The sequence below is a fragment of the Pseudomonas sp. SC11 genome, from assembly GCF_047039205.1.
GTDB lineage: Bacteria > Pseudomonadota > Gammaproteobacteria > Pseudomonadales > Pseudomonadaceae > Aquipseudomonas > Aquipseudomonas boreofloridensis.
On the sequence record NZ_CP178183.1, the window covers coordinates 19,517 to 34,828 of the forward strand.

At 65.5% G+C, this 15,312-nt stretch carries 15 protein-coding genes; 6 read left to right on the forward strand and 9 right to left on the reverse strand.

The window, feature by feature from the left end; translation table 11 throughout:
- Positions 1–26: 26 nt before the first annotated feature.
- Entirely contained in the window at positions 27–914 is an 888-nt protein-coding gene (locus ACK2SD_RS00085) for a lysophospholipid acyltransferase (RefSeq protein ID WP_317872213.1), read from the forward strand.
- Between the two features lie 31 nt (positions 915–945).
- Here ACK2SD_RS00085 and ACK2SD_RS00090 read toward each other — a convergent pair whose 3' ends face one another.
- The 5 genes from ACK2SD_RS00090 to def are packed head-to-tail and all read right to left on the reverse strand — an operon-like array spanning position 946 to position 5,472.
- Entirely contained in the window at positions 946–1,254 is a 309-nt protein-coding gene (locus tag ACK2SD_RS00090) for a tetratricopeptide repeat protein (RefSeq protein WP_412461050.1), read from the reverse strand.
- A gap of 14 nt (positions 1,255–1,268) precedes the next feature.
- The gene (gene trkA / locus ACK2SD_RS00095; RefSeq protein WP_039582147.1) at positions 1,269–2,642 is read right to left on the reverse strand and encodes a Trk system potassium transporter TrkA; all 1,374 of its coding nucleotides are present in this window, start codon (positions 2,640–2,642) and stop codon (positions 1,269–1,271) included.
- 23 nt (positions 2,643–2,665) lie between these two features.
- Complete coding sequence (gene rsmB, locus ACK2SD_RS00100) at positions 2,666–3,976, reverse strand: 16S rRNA (cytosine(967)-C(5))-methyltransferase RsmB (protein WP_412461051.1); 1,311 nt, start codon at positions 3,974–3,976, stop codon at positions 2,666–2,668.
- Positions 3,973–4,905 (reverse strand): methionyl-tRNA formyltransferase, encoded by a 933-nt coding sequence (fmt, locus tag ACK2SD_RS00105; RefSeq protein WP_317872210.1) that lies wholly within the window; start codon positions 4,903–4,905, stop codon positions 3,973–3,975. The genes rsmB and fmt overlap by 4 nt, the downstream gene beginning before the upstream one ends.
- Positions 4,906–4,965: 60 nt before the next feature.
- Positions 4,966–5,472 (reverse strand): peptide deformylase, encoded by a 507-nt coding sequence (gene def, locus ACK2SD_RS00110; RefSeq protein ID WP_039582140.1) that lies wholly within the window; start codon positions 5,470–5,472, stop codon positions 4,966–4,968.
- A gap of 243 nt (positions 5,473–5,715) precedes the next feature.
- Here def and dprA point away from each other — a divergent pair, with 243 nt between their 5' ends.
- The 3 genes from dprA (at position 5,716) to ACK2SD_RS00125 (ending at position 8,058) form a co-directional block, all read left to right on the forward strand.
- Positions 5,716–6,813, forward strand: a complete 1,098-nt coding sequence (dprA, locus tag ACK2SD_RS00115) for a DNA-processing protein DprA (RefSeq protein WP_039582137.1) — start codon at positions 5,716–5,718, stop codon at positions 6,811–6,813.
- 38 nt (positions 6,814–6,851) lie between these two features.
- Positions 6,852–7,409 carry an L-threonylcarbamoyladenylate synthase gene (locus tag ACK2SD_RS00120; protein ID WP_039582134.1) on the forward strand — a complete coding sequence of 186 codons (558 nt, stop codon included), beginning with the start codon at positions 6,852–6,854 and terminating at the stop codon, positions 7,407–7,409.
- 343 nt (positions 7,410–7,752) lie between these two features.
- Positions 7,753–8,058 carry a hypothetical protein gene (locus ACK2SD_RS00125; protein WP_412461052.1) on the forward strand — a complete coding sequence of 102 codons (306 nt, stop codon included), beginning with the start codon at positions 7,753–7,755 and terminating at the stop codon, positions 8,056–8,058.
- A 276-nt stretch (positions 8,059–8,334) separates the two neighbouring features.
- Here ACK2SD_RS00125 and ACK2SD_RS00130 read toward each other — a convergent pair whose 3' ends face one another.
- A complete protein-coding gene (locus ACK2SD_RS00130; RefSeq protein WP_412461053.1) occupies positions 8,335–9,312 on the reverse strand; it encodes an NADPH:quinone reductase in 978 nt (325 codons plus the stop codon).
- A gap of 134 nt (positions 9,313–9,446) precedes the next feature.
- On the opposite strand from ACK2SD_RS00130, the gene hemF reads away from it, so the two are divergent.
- On the forward strand, positions 9,447–10,370 hold the full coding sequence (gene hemF, locus ACK2SD_RS00135; protein ID WP_295485426.1) for an oxygen-dependent coproporphyrinogen oxidase: 924 nt from the start codon (positions 9,447–9,449) through the stop codon (positions 10,368–10,370).
- Between the two features lie 13 nt (positions 10,371–10,383).
- Positions 10,384–11,208 carry a shikimate dehydrogenase gene (aroE, locus tag ACK2SD_RS00140; protein ID WP_412461054.1) on the forward strand — a complete coding sequence of 275 codons (825 nt, stop codon included), beginning with the start codon at positions 10,384–10,386 and terminating at the stop codon, positions 11,206–11,208.
- A gap of 15 nt (positions 11,209–11,223) precedes the next feature.
- Here the strand turns inward: aroE and ACK2SD_RS00145 are convergent, their stop codons facing one another.
- From ACK2SD_RS00145 to betC, 3 genes are read right to left on the reverse strand one after another with little or no spacing between them, the layout of a single operon-like run.
- A complete protein-coding gene (locus tag ACK2SD_RS00145) occupies positions 11,224–12,789 on the reverse strand; it encodes a SulP family inorganic anion transporter (RefSeq protein ID WP_412461055.1) in 1,566 nt (521 codons plus the stop codon).
- Positions 12,790–12,838: 49 nt separating this feature from the next.
- Complete coding sequence (gene choX / locus ACK2SD_RS00150; RefSeq protein ID WP_412461056.1) at positions 12,839–13,771, reverse strand: choline ABC transporter substrate-binding protein; 933 nt, start codon at positions 13,769–13,771, stop codon at positions 12,839–12,841.
- 14 nt (positions 13,772–13,785) lie between these two features.
- Positions 13,786–15,303 carry a choline-sulfatase gene (gene betC, locus ACK2SD_RS00155; RefSeq protein ID WP_342650094.1) on the reverse strand — a complete coding sequence of 506 codons (1,518 nt, stop codon included), beginning with the start codon at positions 15,301–15,303 and terminating at the stop codon, positions 13,786–13,788.
- Positions 15,304–15,312 lie beyond the last annotated feature (9 nt).

Sequence of the window (15,312 nt, forward strand, 5' to 3'; positions counted from 1 at the left end):
CGCCTTGCAGAAATAAGGAATCGCCTGTGGAAAAGTTCAAGGGCGCCCTGATGGTCGGGGTGCTGCGCCTGTTCGCCAAATTGCCCTGGAGCGCCGTGCAGCGCGTGGGCGCCGGTATCGGCTGGCTGATGTGGAAGATCCCCAACGGCTCGCGCAACGTGGTACGCATCAACTTGGCCAAGTGTTTCCCGAGCATGCCTGAAGTCGAGCGTGAGCAACTGGTCGGCCTGGCCCTGAAGGACATCGGCAAGTCGTTCGTCGAGAGCGCCTGGGCGTGGATTCGCCCGCCGCAGCAATCGCTGGCGCTGGTCAAGGAAGTGCACGGCCTGGAGGTGCTGGAGCAGGCGCTGGCCACCGGCAAGGGCGTGGTCGGCATCACCAGCCACCTGGGCAACTGGGAAGTGCTGAACCACTTCTATTGCAACCAGTGCAAACCGATCATCTTTTACCGTCCGCCCAAGCTCAAGGCGGTGGACGACCTGCTGCGCGAGCAGCGGGTGCAGATGGGCAACCGCGTGGCGCCGTCCACCAAGGAAGGCATCCTCAGCGTGATCAAGGAAGTGCGTCGCGGCGGCCAGGTGGGCATTCCCGCCGACCCTGAGCCGGCCGAGTCGGCCGGGGTATTCGTGCCTTTCCTGGGCACCCAGGCGCTGACCAGCAAGTTCGTGCCGAACATGCTCGCCGGAGGCAAGGCCGTGGGGGTGTTCCTGCATGCGCTGCGCCTGCCCGATGGTTCCGGGTTCAAGGTGTTCCTGGAGGCGGCGCCAGACGACATGTACAGCGCCGATGTGAACGTGGCGGCGGCGGCCATGAGCCAGGTGGTGGAGCGTTATGTGCGTGAGTACCCCAGCCAGTACATGTGGAGCATGAAGCGCTTCAAGAAGCGCCCGGCCGGCGAGGCGCGTTGGTATTGATCCAGGGGGGCCGTACAGGCCCCCCGCCAGATCACGCCTTGTCGAGCTTCCTCAGAAACACCGTCATTTCCTTCTCGGCCTGCTTGTCGCCGTGGGCCTGCGCTGCGGCGATGCCCTCCTCCCAGGCCTGGCGCGCCGCTGCCAGGTCGCCCTCGCGTTGATGAGCCTTGCCCAGCAGCTTCCACGCCGCCGAGTACTTCGGGTCCTGCGCCACGCACTGGGCCAGGTGCACGGCGGCCTGTGCGCCATTGCCCTCGTCCAGCCACGCTTTGCCCAGGCCGAACCGCAGCAGCGGGTTATCCACACCCTTGGCCAGCATCTTTTCCAATGATTCGCGCATGCGTGGGCCTCCGGCTAGAAGAAACTCAGGCCGACGTGGAACAGCTTCTCCACGTCGCGGATGTGTTTTTTATCCACAACGAACAGGATCACGTGGTCGCCTGACTCGATCACCCGATCATCATGGGCGATCAGCACCTGGTCGAAACGGATGATCGCACCGATGGTGGTGCCTGGCGGCAGGTTGATGTCGGCGATGGTCCTGCCGACCACCTTGCTCGACTTGGCGTCGCCATGGGCCACCGCCTCGATGGCTTCGGCAGCGCCTCGGCGCAGGGAGTGCACACTGACGATGTCGCCACGGCGCACGTGTGCCAGCAGCGTGCCGATGGTCGCCAGTTGCGGGCTGATGGCGATGTCGATGTCGCCGCCCTGCACCAGATCGACGTAGGCGGGGTTGTTGATCAGGGTCATGACCTTGCGTGCGCCCAGGCGCTTGGCCAGCAGCGACGACATGATGTTGGCCTCGTCATCGTTGGTCAGCGCCAGGAAGATGTCGGCTTCGGCGATGTTCTCCTCGAGCATGAGGTCTTTGTCCGAGGCGCTACCCTGCAACACCACGCTGCTTTCCAGGGTGTCGGACAGATACCGGCAACGTGCCGGATTCATCTCGATGATCTTCACCTGGTAGCGGCTTTCGATGGCTTCGGCCAGGCGCTCGCCGATCTGTCCACCGCCGGCGATGACCACGCGCTTGTTGGTCTCGTCGATGCGCCGCAGCTCGCCCATTACCGCGCGGATGTCTTTCTTCGCGGCGATGAAGAACACTTCGTCGTCGGCTTCGATCACGGTGTCGCCATGGGGCTTGATGGGGCGGTCGCGGCGGAAGATCGCCGCCACCCGGGTATCGACATTGGGCATGTGGGCGCGGATCTGGCGCAGTTGCTGACCCACCAAAGGCCCGCCGTAGTAGGCCTTGACCGCGACCAGTTGCGCCTTGCCGTCGGCGAAATCGATGACCTGCAAGGCGCCGGGATGCTCGATCAGGCGCTTGATGTAGTTGGTCACCACCTGTTCGGGGCTGATCAGCACGTCCACGGGGATGTGATCGTTATCGAACAGTTCCTCGCGCGAGAGGTAGGACGATTCGCGGACTCGGGCGATCTTGGTCGGCGTGTGGAACAGCGAATAGGCGACCTGGCACGCGACCATGTTGGTCTCGTCGCTGTTGGTCACCGCCACCAGCAGGTCGGCGTCGTCGGCGCCGGCCTGGCGCAGCACCGTGGGCAGCGAGGCGCGGCCCTGTACGGTGCGGATGTCCAGGCGATCGCCCAGGTCGCGCAGGCGCTCGCCGTCGGTATCGACCACGGTGATGTCGTTGGCTTCGCTGGCCAGGTGCTCGGCCAGCGTGCCGCCCACCTGCCCTGCGCCGAGGATGATGATCTTCATCGGCTACTCCCTACCTCAGGTGCTTATCCGCGCGAAGCGGCGATCTTGATCAGCTTGGCATAGTAGAAACCATCGTGACCGCCTTCCTGGGCCAGCAACTGGCGGCCGTGGGGCTGGCGCACACCGGCTTCGGTCGCCAGGTCCAGCTCGCGGGCACCCGGGGTGCGGGCGAGGAAGGCGTCGATCACGTCGGTGTTCTCGGTCGGCAGGCTCGAGCAGGTGGCGTAGAGCAGCATGCCGCCGACCTCGAGCGTGGGCCACAGGGCATCGAGCAGTTCGCCTTGCAGCGCGGCCAGGGCGGCGATGTCGTCGGCCTGGCGGGTCAGCTTGATGTCCGGGTGGCGGCGGATCACGCCGGTGGCCGAGCAGGGGGCATCGAGCAGGATGCGCTGGAACGGCTGGCCGTCCCACCAACTGGCCGTGTCGCGGGCGTCGCAGGCGATCAGCTCGGCGTCCAGTTGCAGGCGCTCGAGGTTGTCGCGCACCCGTGCCAGGCGCTTGGCTTCCAGGTCGATGGCAACCATCTGCGCCAGACCGGGTTCGGCCTCCAGCAGGTGGCAGGTCTTGCCACCGGGGGCGCAGCAGGCGTCGAGCACCCGCTGACCGGGCGCCAGTTCCAGCAGGTCGGCCGACAGTTGCGCGGCTTCGTCCTGCACGCTCACCCAGCCCTCGGCGAATCCAGGCAGGTCACGCACGTCGCAGGCGGCGTCGAGCACGATGCCGTCGCGGCTGTAGCGGCAAGCGCTGGCGCCGATACCGGCGGCCTCGAGCAAGGCCAGGTAGGCATCACGGCTGTGATGGCGACGGTTGACCCGCAGGATCATCGGTGGATGGGCGTTGTTGGCGGCGCAGATGGCTTCCCACTGCTGCGGCCAGAAGGCCTTGAGCGCCTTCTGCAGCCAGCGCGGATGGGCAGTGCGCACCACCGGATCGCGCTCCAGATCGGCCAGCAGCGCTTCGCCCTCGCGCTGGGCGCGGCGCAGCACGGCGTTGAGCAACCCTTTGGCCCACGGCTTCTTCAGCTTGTCGGCGCAGCCGACCGTTTCGCCGATGGCGGCGTGGGCCGGAATGCGCGTGTAGAACAGTTGATACAGGCCCACCAGCAGCAGCGCCTGGACGTCGGCGTCAGCGGCCTTGAACGGCTTTTGCAGCAACTGCGCGGCCAGCAGGTCCAAGCGCGGCTGCCAGCGAGCGGTGCCGAAGGCCAGGTCCTGGGTGAGGCCGCGGTCGCGGTCATCGACCTTGTCCATTTGCGCCGGCAGCGAGCTGTTCAGCGAGGCCTTGCCGCTGAGCACGGCGGCCAGGGCACGGGCGGCGGCCAGGCGTGGATTCATTGGCCCAGCACCTTGCCGCTGGCGAACTTCTCGCGGCGGCTGTTGAACAGGTCGCTGAAGGCCAGGGCCTTGCCGCCAGGCAGTTGCAGGCGAGACAGGCTCAAGGCGCCATCGGCGCAGGCGACGACCAGGCCGTCCTTGCTGGCCGAGAGTATTTCGCCCGGTGCGCCCTGCCCTGTGGATAACGTTGCGCCCAGCACCTTGACGGTTTCGCCGTCGAGGGTGCTGTGGCACACCGGCCAGGGATTGAACGCCCGGATCAGGCGCTCCAGTTCCTGGGCAGGACGGTTCCAGTCGAGGCGCGCCTCGTCCTTGTTCAGCTTGTGGGCGTAGGTAGCCAGGGCGTCATCCTGCACGTCGCCGTGCAGGCTACCGTCGGCCAGCCCGGCGATGGCGCGCACTACGGCGCCAGGGCCCATCTGGGCGAGGCGATCGTGCAGGCTGCCGCCAGTGTCGTCGGCGCTGATCGGCGTGGTGACCTTGAGCAGCATCGGGCCGGTGTCCAGGCCGGCTTCCATGCGCATCACCGTGACGCCGCTCTCGGCATCACCGGCCTCGACGGCGCGCTGGATCGGCGCCGCACCGCGCCAGCGCGGCAGCAGCGAGGCATGGCTGTTGATGCAGCCCAGGCGCGGGATGTCGAGCACCGCCTGGGGCAGGATCAGGCCGTAGGCCACCACCACCATCAGGTCCGGCGCCAGTGCCGCCAGTTCGGCCTGGGCCTCGGCGTTGCGCAGGGTTGGCGGTTGCAGCACCGGAATGTCGTGGGCCACGGCCAATTGTTTGACCGGGCTGGGCATGAGCTTCTGGCCGCGACCGGCAGGGCGGTCAGGCTGGGTGTAGACGGCCACGATCTGGTACGGGCTGTCGAGCAGGGCCTTGAGGTGTTCGGCGGCAAACTCTGGGGTGCCTGCGAAGACGATGCGCATGGAGTTCTCGCTTCAGAAAAGAAGAAGGCTTGCCGGAGCAAGCCTTCTGCAAGGTGGGGATCAGGCTTGCTGGCGGTGCTGCTTCTCCAGCTTCTTCTTGATCCGGTCGCGTTTGAGCTGGGACAGGTAGTCGACGAACAGCTTGCCGTTGAGGTGATCGAACTCGTGCTGGATGCACACCGCCAGCAGGCCCTCGGCTTCGAGCTCGAAGGGCGTGCCGTCGCGGCCCTGGGCCTTGACCCGCACGCGCAGCGGACGGTCGACGTTCTCGTAGAAGCCCGGTACCGACAGGCAGCCTTCCTGGTACTGCCCCATGTCGTCGGTGAGTTCTTCGACGCTGGGGTTGATGAAGATCCGCGGTTCGCTGCGGTCTTCGGACAGGTCCATGACCACGACCTGCTGGTGCACATTGACCTGGGTAGCGGCCAGCCCGATGCCGGGCGCTTCGTACATGGTTTCAAACATGTCGTCGATCAGCTGGCTCAGGGCGTCGTCGAACGCCGTCACCGGTTTGGCGAGGGTGCGCAGGCGCGGGTCCGGGAATTCGAGGATGTTCAAGATGGCCATAGGGGTCAGGCAGTCACTGTGCGTTTGGTTGAAAACTGAGCACACATAATAAAGGGTATTGGCGCGTTCGGCACCTGGCAAAGCTTGGCTAGGGTTTGAGGCAGTGTCCGCAGGGGTCTGCGCCGCTCCAGCTCGGAGGGGTATCGACGGCAATCGATAGACAGCTTTTCAAACTATTATCAACACAGTTATCCACAGGTTGTACGGCGTGGATGACGGCCTGCCGATCAAGGAAGATCTGCCATGAATACCCTGTTTGCTGCACCCTGTTCCCCTGCCGAACTGGAAGCACGGCTGCGCCTGCACCTGCTCCCCGACATCGGCTCGCGGCGCTTTCGTACCCTCATCCAGGCCTTCGGCAGTGCCTGTTCGGCGCTCAGCGCGCCGGCGCGTGCCTGGGTGGCGCTGGGCGTTGCACAGGCCTGCGCTGACGCTCGTCGCAGCCCTGAGGTGCGCACCGCCGTCAGCGCTACGATGGCCTGGCTAGAGCGTCCGGGCCAGCATTTGCTGATGTGGGACGACCCTGGCTACCCGGCGCTGTTGAAGGAAACCGACGACGCGCCACCGCTGTTGTACGTCGCCGGCGACCCTGCCCTGCTGGAGCGTGCGCAACTGGCGGTGATCGGTAGCCGCCGTGCCACCCCACCGGCGTTGGACACGGCAAGGGCCTTTTCCCGGCACCTGGCGCGCGGCGGATTCACCATCACCAGCGGCCTGGCGTTGGGCATCGACGGCGCCGCTCATCGCGGCGCGCTGGACGCGCAGGGGAGCACCATCGCGGTGCTGGGCTCGGGTCTGCAAAAACTTTATCCACAGCGCCACGCGGTACTCGCCCGAGACATCCTGGAGCGCGGTGGCGCGCTGGTTTCGGAGTTCGCGCTGGATGCGGTTCCACAGCCGGGCAACTTTCCCCGGCGCAACCGCATCATCAGCGGCCTGTCATTGGGCGTGCTGGTGGTCGAGGCGAGCCTGGCCAGTGGGTCACTCATCACCGCGCGTCTGGCGGCCGAGCAAGGACGCGAGGTGTATGCGATTCCCGGGTCCATCCATCATCCCGGCGCCAAGGGCTGTCATCAGCTGATCCGCGACGGCGCGCTGCTGGTGGAGAGTGTCGAGCAGATCGTCGACAGCCTGCGCGGTTGGCAGAACCTGCCGCCCGCGCCTGTGGACGAACCTGTCGATCCGCTGCTCGCGCTGCTGATCGCCGCCCCGCAGACCAGCGAGGCATTGGCCCTGAGCAGTGGCCTGGCGTTGGCCCAGGTGCTGGCCCGCCTGACCGAGCTGGAGCTGATCGGGCGGGTCAGCAACGAAGCCGGACGTTGGTTTGCCCGCTGCGGCTAAGTACACTGCCGCATCGGGATCGAAGCGGAGAGACAGCAATGGTGAGCAGTTGGCGTGTGCAACAAGCCGCACGTGAGATTCGCGCGGGGGCGGTGATCGCCTACCCGACGGAAGCGGTCTGGGGCCTGGGCTGCGACCCGTGGAACGAAGACGCGGTGTATCGGCTGCTCGCGCTCAAGTCGCGGCCTGTGGATAAAGGCCTGATCCTGGTTGCCGACAACATTCGCCAGTTCGACTTTCTGTTCGAGGATTTCCCCGAAGACTGGATCGACCGCATGGCCGCGACCTGGCCGGGGCCGAACACCTGGCTGGTGCCGCACCAGGACCTGTTGCCCGAATGGGTTACCGGGCAGCACGACACCGTGGCGCTGCGGGTCAGCGACCATCCCCAGGTCGGCGAACTGTGCGCGTTGGTCGGCCCGCTGATTTCCACCTCCGCCAACCCGGCCGGTCGCCCGGCGGCCAAGAGCCGGTTGCGGGTGGAGCAGTATTTCCACAACGAGCTGGACCTGGTGCTCGGTGGCGCGCTGGGTGGGCGCAAGAACCCCAGTGTGATTCGCGATCTGGTGACGGGCGAGGTGGTGCGGGCGGGCTGATTGAGTCGCGATGCCGGGTCATGTCGCAGCGGTGCGATCTTTCTGATTCTGATGGTCAGGTCAGACATTGTTGATTTAGGGAAATATCCTACGCAGCGTGTCGGCCGCCATTACCTTCACAGTGGAAACGTCCCCCTCTAGGCTCCTGATCGTCGCCGAACATGTTGGCGATCGGGTGTGGTAACCCGGATGTTTCAGGTGGTTCACAGCCATGGCGGCTGTGCGCGGGAGGCCTTGTGCCTGCCGGGAATAAGCCTCCTGCCCGGTTTACCACCCCGCGTACAGCTGCCACCCAACCCGTGTGGTAACGGACAGGTGACAGCTTCACGTTCAGGAGCGCCTCATGAAGAAAATCGTACCTGACCCGCTGCTACCTTCAACGGCTCCCCACCCCTTCGGCCGCTGCGACGCCGGCCACCCTCCGCTCTTCAGCGTAAACCCCGACATCGCCCCCCACGACGCACTCGTCCACGTCGCGCTGTACCTGCGTTGCGCCTACGACGCCGGTATCAAGGCCCTCGACCATCTGCGCGACGACGGTCGAGGCCTGTTCTGGGCGAGGCTGCATTCACTGGAAATGGCCGAAGGGCTGGTGGAAGCGATGCTGGACGCTATCGAATCACCGGCAGTATTGCGCGACGAACCTTGAAATGAAGCGGCACTCTGATAACGCAGCCACCGATTACGATGAAACTCAATATCTGCTTGCCAGTGAATGCAATGCTGACCGGCTGAGAGCTTCCGTGGAGCAGATCCGACTACGCACGATAAGCGCTGTATGGGTCTCACAGAAGGCGTTCACAGTATGTGAGAAGCTCACTGTCAACGTCTTCATCAGAGCGATGCCCAAGATCCGAGATTGAATCAGATGAGTATGCTTTGAGGCGCTAGCCTCAAAGCTATTTGAGTTGGGGGCATATGCGCCTCACGGCACCAACACCGTCGACCCCACCGTGCGCCTCCCCGACAACGCCTCCTGCGCCTTTGCCGCTTCGCTCAACGGATAACGCTGCTGAATGTCCACCACCAGCTTGCCGCTGGCGATCATCGCGAACAGGTCGTCGGCCATGGCCTGGGTGTTTTCGGCCGAGTTGGCGTAGGTGGCCAGTGTCGGGCGGGTGACGTACAGAGAGCCCTTCTGCGACAGGATGCCCAGGTTGACCCCGGTGACAGCGCCAGAGGCGTTGCCGAAACTGACCATCAGGCCGCGCGGGCGCAGGCAGTCGAGGGACGTCAGCCAGGTGTCGGCACCCACACCGTCATACACCACCGGGCACTTCTTGCCGTCGGTCAGTTCGAGCACACGCTGGGCCACGTCTTCGTGGCTGTAGTCGATGGTCGCCCAGGCGCCCAAGGCTTTGGCCCGCTCGGCTTTCTCGGCCGAGCCGACGGTGCCGATCAGTTTGGCGCCCAGCGCCTTGGCCCACTGGCAGGCCAGCGAACCGACCCCCCCGGCGGCGGCATGGAACAGGATGATGTCGCCCGGCTGCACCGCGTAGGTCTGCTTGAGCAGGTACTGGGTGGTCAGGCCCTTGAGCATGACGGCGGCGGCCTGTTCGAAGCTGATGCTCTCCGGCAGCTTGACCAGGTTCGCTTCCGGCAGGGTGTGCACTTCGCTGTAGGCGCCCAGTGGGCCGCCCGCATAGGCCACCCGGTCGCCGACCTGCAGCCGGCTGACCCCCTCGCCCACTGCCTCGACCACCCCGGCGCCTTCGGTGCCCAGCCCGGACGGCAGGGACGGCGGCGCGTACAGCCCGCCACGGAAATAGGTGTCGATGAAGTTCAGGCCGACCGCCTGGTTGCGTACGCGCACCTGCTGCGGCCCCGGTGGGGCGGGGTCGAACTCGACCCACTGCAGGACTTCCGGGCCGCCATGCTGGCTGAACTCGATTCGCTTGGCCATCGCACTCTCCTGTCGTCATCGTCGCAAAAGGTCTTCCATCGGACGCCTTTGCTTGACGGCCGTCAACTGCGACGTAGCCTTGGCCGATGGTATGCTACGCCGCCCATTCCACCCTGCCCCTCCCAGGTGATCCGATGACCCGCCGTACCGAGGCCGTGAAGGCCTACCTGCTCGACCTGCAAGACCGCATCTGCGCCGCCCTCGAAGCCGAGGACGGTGGCGCCCGCTTCGTCGAGGACGCCTGGGTGCGCGAAGCCGGTGGCGGGGGACGCACGCGGGTGATCGGCGAGGGCCAGGTGATCGAGAAAGGCGGCGTGAACTTCTCCCACGTGTTCGGCGCTGGCCTGCCACCGTCGGCCAGTGCGCACCGCCCGGAGCTGGCCGGGCGCGGTTTCGAGGCGCTTGGCGTGTCGCTGGTGATTCACCCGCACAACCCGCACGTGCCCACCTCCCACGCCAACGTGCGCTTCTTCAGCGCCGAGAAGGAAGGCGAGGAACCGGTGTGGTGGTTCGGCGGCGGTTTCGACCTGACGCCCTATTACGGCAACGAGGAAGACTGCATTCACTGGCACCGGGTGGCCGAACAGGCCTGCGCGCCCTTCGGCGCCGAGGTGTATCCGCGCTACAAGGCCTGGTGCGACCGCTACTTCCACCTCAAGCACCGCGGCGAGCCACGCGGCATCGGCGGACTGTTCTTCGATGACCTGAACGAGTGGGACTTCGACACCTGCTTCGCCTTCATCCGCGCCATTGGCGACGCCTATATCGATGCCTACCTGCCCATCGTGCAGCGGCGCAAGGCCATGCCCTGGACGGCTGAGCAGCGCGAATTCCAGGAGTTTCGCCGTGGTCGCTACGTGGAATTCAACCTGGTCTACGACCGTGGCACGCTGTTCGGCCTGCAGTCCGGCGGGCGCACCGAGTCGATTCTCATGTCGTTGCCGCCGCAGGTACGCTGGGGCTATGACTGGAAACCGGCGCCCGGCAGCGAGGAAGCGCGCCTGACCGATTACTTCCTGCAGGACCGCGACTGGCTCGGCCAGCCCACCTGTGGATAAGCGAGGAGAGTGCATGGACCAGTACGTTGTTTTCGGTAACCCCATCGGCCACAGCAAGTCGCCGCTGATCCACCGGCTGTTCGCCGACCAGACCGGCCAGGATCTGGAATACCGCACGCTGCTGGCGCCACTGGACGACTTCAGCGACTGCGCACGCGGCTTCTTCAAGCAGGGCAGTGGCGCCAACGTCACCGTCCCTTTCAAGGAAGAGGCCTATCGCCTGTGCGACAGCCTCACTCCGCGTGCACAGCGCGCCGGGGCGGTGAACACCCTGACCAAGCTGGCTGACGGCAGCCTGCAGGGCGATAACACCGACGGTGCCGGCCTGGTACGCGATCTGACGGTCAATGCCGGCGTCAGCCTCGCGGGCAAGCGCGTGCTCGTGCTCGGTGCCGGGGGCGCGGTGCGCGGTGTGCTGGAGCCGATCCTCGCCCACCGACCGCAATCACTGGTGATCGCCAACCGCACGGTGGAAAAGGCCGAGCGACTGGCCCACGAATTCGACGAGTTGGGGCCAGTAGTGGCCAGCGGCTTCGCCTGGTTGCACGAGCCGGTCGATGTGATCATCAATGCCACCTCGGCCAGCCTCGCCGGTGAGTTGCCGCCGATCGCCGACACCTTGGTCGAGGCCGGGCGCACGGTGTGCTACGACATGATGTATGGCAAGGCGCCTACGCCCTTCTGCCAGTGGGCCACTCGCCTGGGCGCCGCGCAGGTGCTGGACGGGCTGGGGATGCTCGCCGAGCAGGCCGCCGAGGCGTTCTTTGTGTGGCGTGGCGTTCGGCCCGAGACCGGGCCGGTGCTGGACGAACTGCGCCGACAGTTGGCGCGCGGCTAGCCTGTCAGGGGTGGTTCATTCCTGGAAACGAATGGGGCACCCCTGCACCCCCTCCAGCTTCTGCAACTCCTCCTCCACCTGGGGCCTGGCGCCGCGCAAGGTCAGGCTGCCGCCGCTGCGCTGCAGCCGCCGTGCTTCACGGTGCAGCATGTCCACCCCGGAATAGTCGATGAAGTTGATCTGCCGCGCGTCAATCACCACGTGCGGGCCCTGGCAGGCTTGCAAGCGCACCTGCAGGTAGTGCGCCGCACCGAAGAAGATCGAGCCGCCGACCCGCAGCACGTCCGTCTGCTCTTCGCGGCTGTGTTGGATGCGCGGGCGTGAGGTGCGCTTGAGGTAGAAGAACAGCGAGGCCAGCACCCCGGCATAGATTGCGGTCTGCAACTCCAGCAGCAGCGTGGCCGCAGCGGTCAGCGCCATGACCGCGAATTCCGCCCGGCTGACCCGGAACAGCGCCGCGATGGCGCGGCGATCCACCAGTCCCCAGCAGATCAGCAGAATGCTGCCGGCCATCGCCGGAATGGGCAGATGGGCGATCAGCCCGGCGCCGACCACCGCGAACAGCGCCACCCACAAGGCCGAGAACACCCCGGCCATCGGCGAGCGGGCACCGGCTTCGAAGCTCAGTCCCGAGCGGGTGAAGGAGCCGGAAGACAGATACCCCGAAAAGAACGCGCCGACCATGTTGGACAAGCCTTGCGCGCGGATTTCCTGGTCGGCATCGATCAACTGTTCCGAACGCGCCGACAGCGAGCGGGCGATGGACAAGCTGGTCACCAGGCCGAGCATGCCGACCGCCACGGCGCTGGGCAGCAGGCGCAGGATCAGCTCCAGGTCCAGCAGCGGCAGCGGGCTCAGCGGCGGTAGTTGGCCGATGAAGGCCGGCACGCGGGGCACATGGCCGAAGTAGCCGGGCAGTGTCCAGGCCACCAGGCTGACCAGCACCAGGCTGAGCAACAGCGCCGGCCAGCGCGGACGCCAGAGTTTGAGGGCGATCCCGATGGCCAGCGTGGCCAGGCCCAGCGCCAGCGAGGGCAGGTCCACCTCGCGCAGGTGCTCGAACAGGTCTTGCGCGGTTTTCAGCGCGGTGGCCTGGCTGGGCAGGTGCATGCCCAGCAGGTTGGGCAATTGGCCGAGCGCGATGACCACCGCGGCGCCGAGGGTGAAACCCAGCACCACGGAATGGGAGACGAAGTTCACCAGCGTGCCGAACCGCAGCAGCCCCAGCACGAGCTGGAACACGCCGCCGAGGAACGTCAGCAGCAGGATCAAGGTGACGTAGTCGCTGCTGCCGGCGATGGCCAGTGGACTGACGCTGGCGTACAGCACGATGGAGATCGCGGCGGTGGGGCCACCGATCAAATGCCACGAGGAGCCCCACAGACAGGCGACCAGCACCGGCACGATGGCCGCATACAGCCCGTATTCGGCGGGCAACCCGGCGATCAGGGCGTAGGCGATGGATTGCGGCAGGGCGAGAATCGCCCCGCTCAGCCCCACCAGCAGATCCTGACGCAGGCTACGCCCGCTTAGGCGGGGCAGCCAGGCCAGAAAGGGCAGCAATGGGTTCAAGCGACGCATGGCATATCGACAATTCCGAAGGTTCATTGGCCCCTACACGAAACAGACCCTAGCGCATTGCGGCCTTCACCGCCTCCAGCGCCGTACCGCCATCCTTGCCGCTGACGCCGGCCAACCACGCGTCGAGCACCTCAGGGTGCGCTTTGACCCACTGTTGAGCAGCCTGATCGAAGCTGACCTTTTTATCCACAACCTCGGCCATGATCGCGTTTTCCATGTCGAGGGTGAAGGTCAGGTTGCTCAACAGCTTGGCTGCATTCGGGCAGGCTTGTGGATAACCGTTGCGCACCAAGGTGAATACCTCGCCTTTGCTACCGAACCATTTCTCGCCACCGGTGAGGTAACGCATCTTCAGCTTCACGTTCATCGGGTGCGGCGTCCAGCCCAGGAACACGATGTACTTGTCGTTCTTCACCGCCCGATCGACCTGCGACAGCATGCCCTGTTCACTGGACTCCACCAGCTTCCATTGCCCGAGGTCGAAGGCGTTCTGCTCGATGATGTCCTTGAGCGACAGGTTGGCCGGGGCCCCGGCACCAATGCCGTAGAGTTTCTTGCCGAACGCCTCGGCGTGCTTGTTGAGGTCGGCGAAGTCCTTGATGCCGGCATTCCACACGTAATCCGGCACGGCCAGGGTGAACTCGGTGCCTTGCAGGTTGCGCGACCATTGTTTCACTTGGCCGCTGGCGACGAATTTGTCATGGAAACCCTGTTGCGCCGGCATCCAGTTGCCGAGAAAAGCATCGACGCTGCCGTCCTTCAGGCCGCCGTAGATGATCGGTACCGCGAGCGTCTCGATCTTCACCTGGTAGCCCAGCGGTTCGAACAGCAGCCGGGCGATGGCGTTGGTGGAGGCGATATCGCTCCAGCCGGGGTCGGCGAGTTTCACGGTGCTGCACTGCTTGTCGTCGTCGGCGGCCTGGGCGCTCAAGGCGCTCAGGCTCAAGGTCATGGCGAGTACGGCGGTGGAGAACATCTGCATGGCGGCCTCTTTTCTCAATCCAGGGGGGCGGGCTGTGGATAACGTGCCTTGCGCTCGAGGTCGTCGAGATCGATGTGGTTGCGCATGTACTGTTGGCTGGCATCCACCACCGGTTGGTGGTCCCAGCTGTTCAGCTTGCCGATGGCCAGTGCTTCGCCCACCAGGCGGCGGCGGCGCTGACTGGCCAGCACCTGCTGGCGCAGGGTGGGAATATCCCAGCGCTGATGGGCTTCATCGACAAATGCCTGCAGCAGCGCCTGATGATCCGGGCTGCCGGCGAGGTTCTCCCGCTCGTGCGGGTCGTGACTCAGGTCATAGAGTAGACACGGGTCGTCTTCGCTGTACACGAACTTGTAGGCGCCACGACGGATCATCATCAGCGGCCCGACCGTGCCTTCGGCCATGTATTCGCCAATCACCTCGTCATGCCCGCCCTGCCCTTGCAGATGGCCGAGCAGCGAACGGCCATCGAGGTGCAGTTGGTTATCCACAGCGCCGCCGGCCAATTCCACCAGCGTTGGCAGCAGATCGCAGGTGGACACGCTGGCGCTCACCCGTGCGGCGGCGAAGTGCTGGGGCGCGTGCACCAGCAGCGGCACTCGCGCAGCCATTTCGAACCAATGCATTTTGTACCAGAGGCCACGTTCGCCGAGCATGTCGCCATGATCGCCGGAGAACACGATGATCGTGTCATCGGCCAGACCGCACTCTTCCAAGGTATGCAACAGCTTGCCGATGTTGTCGTCGACATAGCTGCAGGCGCCGAAGTAGGCGCGGCGCGCGTCGCGGATCTTGTCCACAGGCAGCGGCTTGTCCCACAGGTCATAGACCTTGAGCAGCCGTTGCGCGTGTGGATCCTGCTCGTGCTGGGCGTAGCTGTCGCGGGGCAGCGGGATATCCACAGCCTCGTAGCGATCCCAGTACGCCTTGGGGATGGTGTAAGGATCGTGCGGGTGGGTCATCGACACGGTCAGGCAGAAGGGACGGCCGTCGTCCTCGCGCACATGGTCGTAGAGGTACTGTCGCGCCTTGAACACCACTTCTTCGTCGAAATCCAGCTGGTTGGTGCGCACGCAAGGTCCGGCCTGAAGCACCGAGGACATGTTGTGGTACCAGCTCGGGCGCTCGTCGGGGGCATCCCAGTTCACCGCCCAGCCGTAGTCGGCCGGATAGATGTCGCTGGTCAGGCGTTCTTCGTAGCCATGCAGTTGATCCGGACCGCAGAAATGCATCTTGCCCGACAGCGCCGTGCGGTAACCCAGCGAGCGCAGGTAGTGGGCGTAGGTGGGCACGTCAGCGGGGAAATTGGCGGCGTTGTCGTAGGCGCCGATGCGGCTGGGCAACTGGCCGCTGACCAGGGTGAAGCGCGATGGGGCGCACAGCGGGCTGTTGCAGTAGGCCGAATCGAAGACCACTGCCTGCTCGGCCAGGCGCGCCAAGTGGGGCATCTTGATGGGGGACGGACCATGAATCGGCAGCAGGGGCGCGGCCATCTGATCGGCCATGATGAAGAGGATGTTCGGTCGTTTCATGGGGGCCTT